Annotated in this window: 1 protein-coding gene; it reads right to left on the minus strand. The window is 71.4% G+C overall.

Translation table 11 applies throughout. The features are described 5' to 3' along the window. A partial coding sequence (cysC, locus tag HOY81_RS27125; RefSeq protein ID WP_237323354.1) for an adenylyl-sulfate kinase occupies positions 1–443 on the minus strand: 443 nt, incomplete at its 3' end. Positions 444–465: the final 22 nt, after the last annotated feature.

A 465-nucleotide genomic window follows, 5' to 3' on the forward strand; every position in this document is an offset into this window, starting at 1 on the left:
TCGTACGGGTCGTCCACGCCGGTCAGGCCGCTCAGCTCCCCGGCCGCCTGGCGCGCGTACAGGCCCTTCACGTCCCGCTCCGAGCACACCTCGACCGGAGTGGCCACATGCACCTCCAGGAACGGCGTCCCCGCCGCCTGATGACGCTTGCGCACCGCCTCCCGGCTGTCCGCGTACGGCGCGATCACCGGCACCAGGGCCTTCACCCCGTGCGAGGCCAGCAACCGCGCCACGAACCCGATCCGCTGAACATTAGTCTCCCGGTCCTCCCGGGAGAAACCGAGCCCGGCCGACAGGAAGGTGCGGATCTCGTCACCGTCCAGCACCTCCACCCGGTGCCCCTCGCCGGCCAGCCGCTCCGCCAGCGCACGAGCGATCGTCGTCTTGCCCGCACTGGGCAGACCCGTCAGCCACACCGTGGCACCGGTGTCCGTGAGGCCCATGTCCCGCACTCCCTACGTCCCT

Origin of the sequence: Streptomyces sp. JJ36 (assembly GCF_021696945.1) — a bacterium.
GTDB lineage: Bacteria > Actinomycetota > Actinomycetes > Streptomycetales > Streptomycetaceae > Streptomyces.